Source organism: Pseudanabaena sp. 'Roaring Creek' (assembly GCF_001402795.1).
Taxonomy (GTDB): domain Bacteria; phylum Cyanobacteriota; class Cyanobacteriia; order Pseudanabaenales; family Pseudanabaenaceae; genus Pseudanabaena.
Map to the genome: position 1 here is coordinate 1 of NZ_LIRE01000496.1, position 4,909 is coordinate 4,909.

At 39.6% G+C, this 4,909-nt stretch carries 5 protein-coding genes and 1 pseudogene; 5 read left to right on the top strand and 1 reads right to left on the bottom strand.

Annotated elements, in window-relative coordinates:
* Positions 1–280: 280 nt before the first annotated feature.
* The gene (locus tag AC805_RS15435) at positions 281–697 is read left to right on the top strand and encodes a toxin-antitoxin system YwqK family antitoxin (RefSeq protein ID WP_055076247.1); all 417 of its coding nucleotides are present in this window, start codon (positions 281–283) and stop codon (positions 695–697) included.
* Positions 694–1,200, top strand: coding sequence for an endonuclease V (locus AC805_RS15440; RefSeq protein WP_055076248.1), 507 nt, complete (start codon positions 694–696; stop codon positions 1,198–1,200). The genes AC805_RS15435 and AC805_RS15440 overlap by 4 nt, the downstream gene beginning before the upstream one ends.
* 372 nt (positions 1,201–1,572) lie before the next feature.
* Here AC805_RS15440 and AC805_RS15445 read toward each other — a convergent pair whose 3' ends face one another.
* Positions 1,573–2,181, bottom strand: a complete 609-nt coding sequence (locus AC805_RS15445; RefSeq protein WP_055076249.1) for a hypothetical protein — start codon at positions 2,179–2,181, stop codon at positions 1,573–1,575.
* A gap of 226 nt (positions 2,182–2,407) precedes the next feature.
* On the opposite strand from AC805_RS15445, the pseudogene AC805_RS27400 reads away from it, so the two are divergent.
* The 3 genes and pseudogenes from AC805_RS27400 to AC805_RS15460 all read left to right on the top strand — a co-directional run.
* Positions 2,408–2,602, top strand: a pseudogene (locus AC805_RS27400) (flagellar assembly protein H); the annotation flags it as partial.
* A 272-nt stretch (positions 2,603–2,874) separates the two neighbouring features.
* Positions 2,875–3,405, top strand: a complete 531-nt coding sequence (locus AC805_RS15455) for a hypothetical protein (protein WP_055076251.1) — start codon at positions 2,875–2,877, stop codon at positions 3,403–3,405.
* A 326-nt stretch (positions 3,406–3,731) separates the two neighbouring features.
* Positions 3,732–4,709, top strand: a complete 978-nt coding sequence (locus AC805_RS15460) for a M48 family metalloprotease (protein WP_055076252.1) — start codon at positions 3,732–3,734, stop codon at positions 4,707–4,709.
* The last annotated feature ends 200 nt before the right edge of the window (positions 4,710–4,909 follow it).

The window sequence follows — 4,909 nt, forward strand, 5'->3', positions numbered from 1 at the left end:
AAGATCATTCTCCTGAAAATATGGCTGTCTTGCGACACTTTGCTCTTAATCTCTTAAGTCGCGATAAGTCTTCTAAGTTCAGTATGCGGGCGAAACGTAATAAGGCGGCTTGGGATCTGGCTTATCTAAACCATCTCCTTTCCCTTTGATTTTTTATGCGGTTGCCCTGGTCTCAAGATTAATATTGGCGATCGCTTTTATGTTTGTGTATTAAAATGCTGCTAGCTAACTCATGGGTGACACAAATAATTAGAGAACAAATAATTAGAGAATAGGTTAGGTGAAAGTTTTGCTAAGGGTTGACTATGATTTATTGGAGCCATCTGATGACTTTTTAATTGAATTCTATGAAGGAATTCCCTTTACAGGAATTGCTTATGAGAATCATCTAAACGGCAGTCTTCTATCTGAAACCCCATTCACTAACGGGTATAAAAATGGAATTGAGAGAGAGTGGTCGGAATCAGGAATTCTTATTGAAGAAGTCAATCTTGAAGATAATCAAGCAAATGGTCTTTTACACAAATGGCATTGTAATGGACAGCTTAAATGCGAAGGAATGTTTGAAATGGGAGTATGTTTATGGATGAAAGAATGGGATGAAACTGGAAATCTTACTCGAGATTATGTAATTGATGAAAAGAGTTCAGATTTCATATTTCTTCGGGGGCAAAGAAAGTTGAGGGTGAATAAATGATTTTTGCCGTCGATGTTGATTATCGAGACGGAGAAGCTATTGCCGCAGGAATTATATTCAATGATTGGAGTGACAATCAACCTCTTAATAAGTTTATTATTCAAGTTGATAAAGTTGGAGAGTATAAATCAGGCGAGTTTTATAGACGTGAATTACCAATTATTCTTTTGCTGCTAGAGCAACTGGAAAAACCCCCACAAATTATTATTATTGATGGCTATGTCTATCTTGACCGCAACAAAAAATGTGGACTTGGTGGCTACTTATACAGTGTTCTTAAAGAACAAATCGCTGTAATAGGTGTGGCTAAAACTCGCTATAGGGATATACCATCTGAAGTTGAAGTTTTTAGGGCTGGTAGCAATCGCCCATTATATGTAACAGCAATAGGTATTGATGAGATGGAAGTGAGAAGTTATATTGAGAAAATGCATGGTGACTACAGAATACCAACAATGTTAAAAATCGTAGATAGACTTGGCAGAGATTATATTTCTTTATAATGGAAGCAAGTAGGAGGCGATCGCTTAAGTCTCAAGATTCATATAGGCGATCGCTTTTTAGTAATAATTAGGGCGATCGCTTATTTGTTATCACACTTGTAAAGGCGATCGCTTAAGTCTCAAGATTAATATAGGCGATCGCTTTTTAGTCATAATTAAGGCGATCGCTTGCTGGTTGTCATGACTTTAAAGGCTAATGTCAGTCTTTAGATGCACTTTGTCTGTAAAATTTTTCCAATCAATATTTTTGTCGATTTATCATTAATTTAGTCCTCCACTTGTACTACTTCAATAATGGCGCGTTACGCTAAAGCTAACGCACCCTAATGGACTTTAGTGGCGATTCGACATAACTGATAACCTGTTTAGTTTTCAGTCGTACATTAAATCAAAGTAAACATTCATTTTTCGCGCTTCCTCAAGGAGTGCTTTTCCTTTTACCTCTCCATAAATGTGTATCAGAGTATTTGGCAACCACTTATTATCAGCAACATAATCGTTATTTTTCCAGTCTATTAATAGGTTAGCGAACTGATCATCTATTTCAGGAAAATATTTACGGATATTGTCAATAAAAGTTTTTGATCCACCAATAAGACCAATTCCATCCATGTCAAATAATATTCCCCAAGTTCCTTTAAGAGATGAAATAGCTATATATGAAGAATATAGATTCGGAAGTGGATTGTCAGATGAAAGAACATATTTAGAATAATATCCTGCCAATGTATTAATTTCAAAAATTTCTGTGTCACCAAGTTCCAAGATTGCACTTGACAGACTATACCAAAATATTGGATTGTCCCAAAAAGGTTTACTGCCGTGAGCAAATAATAATGAACGAGCCTTAATAGCATCTTGAAAAGGACAATTGGTAGCACCGCCTAAAGGGAAAATACAATCTTTGAATACTTTCATCAAAGCTATCATTGATGATGGTTCAACATTCTCTAAATATTTTTCTACTGATATTGACTCCATATATTATCACCTAAATAGTTTGTTTGAATGGGTTGCAAATAGGAATAGCAGCAGCTTAGGGTGCGTTCATAAAATAAAACGCACCAAATAAATCTATTTAGAACTTATTCTATTATTCCAGAGATCTCCATCCAAACAAGTAAGCGATTTTCTCAAACTTGCGAGCGATCTTTTGAGCTGTGGATTGAGTCTTTCTCAATCACCCTTGAGATGATAAAATTCCGCAATGATCGACAACATTTGTAAATCCTTAGCAGAAACCTTCCCGACCGACTTTGCCAGTTGGATATTAGGAGAACCCATTGCCTTTACCAAACTCGAACCATCGGAACTATCCATCGAACCAATTTGCGCTGATTCAGTTATATTTCTGAAATCAGTAAGAATCATCCTGCACATAGAATTTCAGACCGACCCAAACCAAAATAGACCTCTTGGGAAACGAAAGCAATGATTAGAGGAGATTTTGCTCTTTCCATCTGTTTTTAAGAAGTGTCCAAATAGAAGTTCTATAAGCCAGCCGCATTCAACATAAAACGGTCATCAACATCAGGTGCATGATTGCAATAAACTGCCGTTACCGATTTATAACTCTTGATACCTGCATGAGCATATTCGCATTGGGTAATCTATGGTAATTTGTTTTCTTAGCATTCCCTAAATCCCACATTTGTAAACCCTAAACTCAAAAATATGAAGTTTAAGCCTGCTATCAAGCACTCTGTCATCTTAGCTACATACATACTCAGCCTAGCTTCTTTATTTACTCCAGTAGCTAATGCTGCCCAACCCTCTACAGACCCCAAAAAACCGACTTTGTTAACTAGCGGTGAGTATTCTGGTTCTCTAGTATCTTCCAAAACACCAACAAAGTACTATCTCACTTTCTTAGCAGGGCCCGGTAAGATCACAATTGATACCACCATTTCTCCTAAAGATAATAAAGGGGCATTATTTTCTTGGGTTTTATCTAAACCCTCTCAAATTGAACAACCATATTGTTCTGATTCCCTTTACTTCGCAACTCAACACACTTCAAACTGCTCTTTTGGTACTGATAAACAACAGTCATTTGTTCTCACGGTTTCTGCTTATGCTAATGCTGAGCCTGTGCAAATAAACTATAAATTAAAAATTTCAGGAGACTGGAAGCCACTAAACCAAGGCTTTGTTCCCGTCATTCCCATCAAGGTTATCAAGGTTATCCCCCTACTACCACAATAAGCCCACCTGAAAATTGTCAAAAGTTATAGAGTGAAAGTGCTGAAAACAGGCTTTTACCTTGCAATGTTCACCAATATGAGACTACGCGCAGCCGTCAGTTATAGCTACAGTCACTTGAATGAGGACAAATCAAACCCCAAGAATTGAGTGGCGGCGCGAAGCGCCGCCACTCAATTCTTGGGGTTTATGTCCTAATACACTTGGCGACAGCTATATGTGCCCTATATAGCTCGCACACTCAAACGCATAGGTTAACAAAAATAAAGCTTGATAACTTTGGGATAAAATGGAGAAAATCATGTATATCTCAGTAGATATCAAAACCTATGCCACGTTATACAGGCATTTCTAGCGAAGCCTTTCGACATCCCCTCGATCGCCAAGCCGAACAAGCCCTCCGCAGCGTCCCCGGATTTGACCTCGTGGCAGGGAAATTTGTCGAGTTTATGTACGAGCGTCCGCAGACGATTTACCACATTGGCAATAGCATTCAGGTAAATCACCGACAATACGCGACAATTCATCGGATCTTTAGAGAATGCGTTGCTGACCTTGATGTCCAACCCGAACCCACTCTATTCGTCTCCCAAAATCCCGTAGCCAATAGCTACGCTCTCGGCAAAGATCACCCCTATATAGTAATTAACTCAGGACTGTTAGACCTGCTTACCGAAGAGGAAATTCGGGCGGTGCTTGCCCATGAGCTTGGACATATCAAATGCGGTCACACAACCCTGATCCAGATGGCAATGTGGGTGATGAGCATTGTCTCCACCATTAGTGAAATGACCTTTGGTTTGGGTGGCTTAGTGAGCAGTGGCTTAATTTATGCCTTTTTTGAATGGCGACGTAAGGCGGAATTATCGAGCGATCGCGCCGCCCTATTAGTCACCAACGAACTAGATACCGTCCTCTCCACGATGATGAAGTTATCGGGAGGGAGTTCCGCCTTTGCCCATGAATTAAGCTTGCCCGAATTTATTCGGCAATCGGAAGCCTATCAAGAACTTGATAAGGATAATCTCAATCAAATTTATAAATTCATGCTCTACAACGGTTTTGGGGCTGGTTCCATGCTCAGCCATCCTTTTCCCGTAGAGCGCGTTCATTATATTCGCGAATGGGCTGAGTCGGAAGATTATCGCAATATCAAGTCTGGCAATTACAAACGCGGCGATACTGCTGGATCCGTGGATGTTTCTCAATCTCCAAAGAAAGAGAACAAGTCTGAAAGTGAAGCAGAACGCTTGAAACGCCAAATTGACGAACTGCAAGACGAAATTAACCGTCTTAAGCGTCAATAATGCCATTTCCTTTCTTAGGAAGTAATACCAAGTTAAGAAATGGCTACGCCATTTCTTAACTTGGTATTAAGTAGCTAGGCATAAGTAAACTTAAAACCGAGAAGAGCAGACCGCCCGCTGCGCGGGCGGTCTGCTCTCTGGTTTTGTTTTTTTTACTTGAAACCCCAAGAATCGACTGGCGGCGCGAAGCGCCGCCAGTC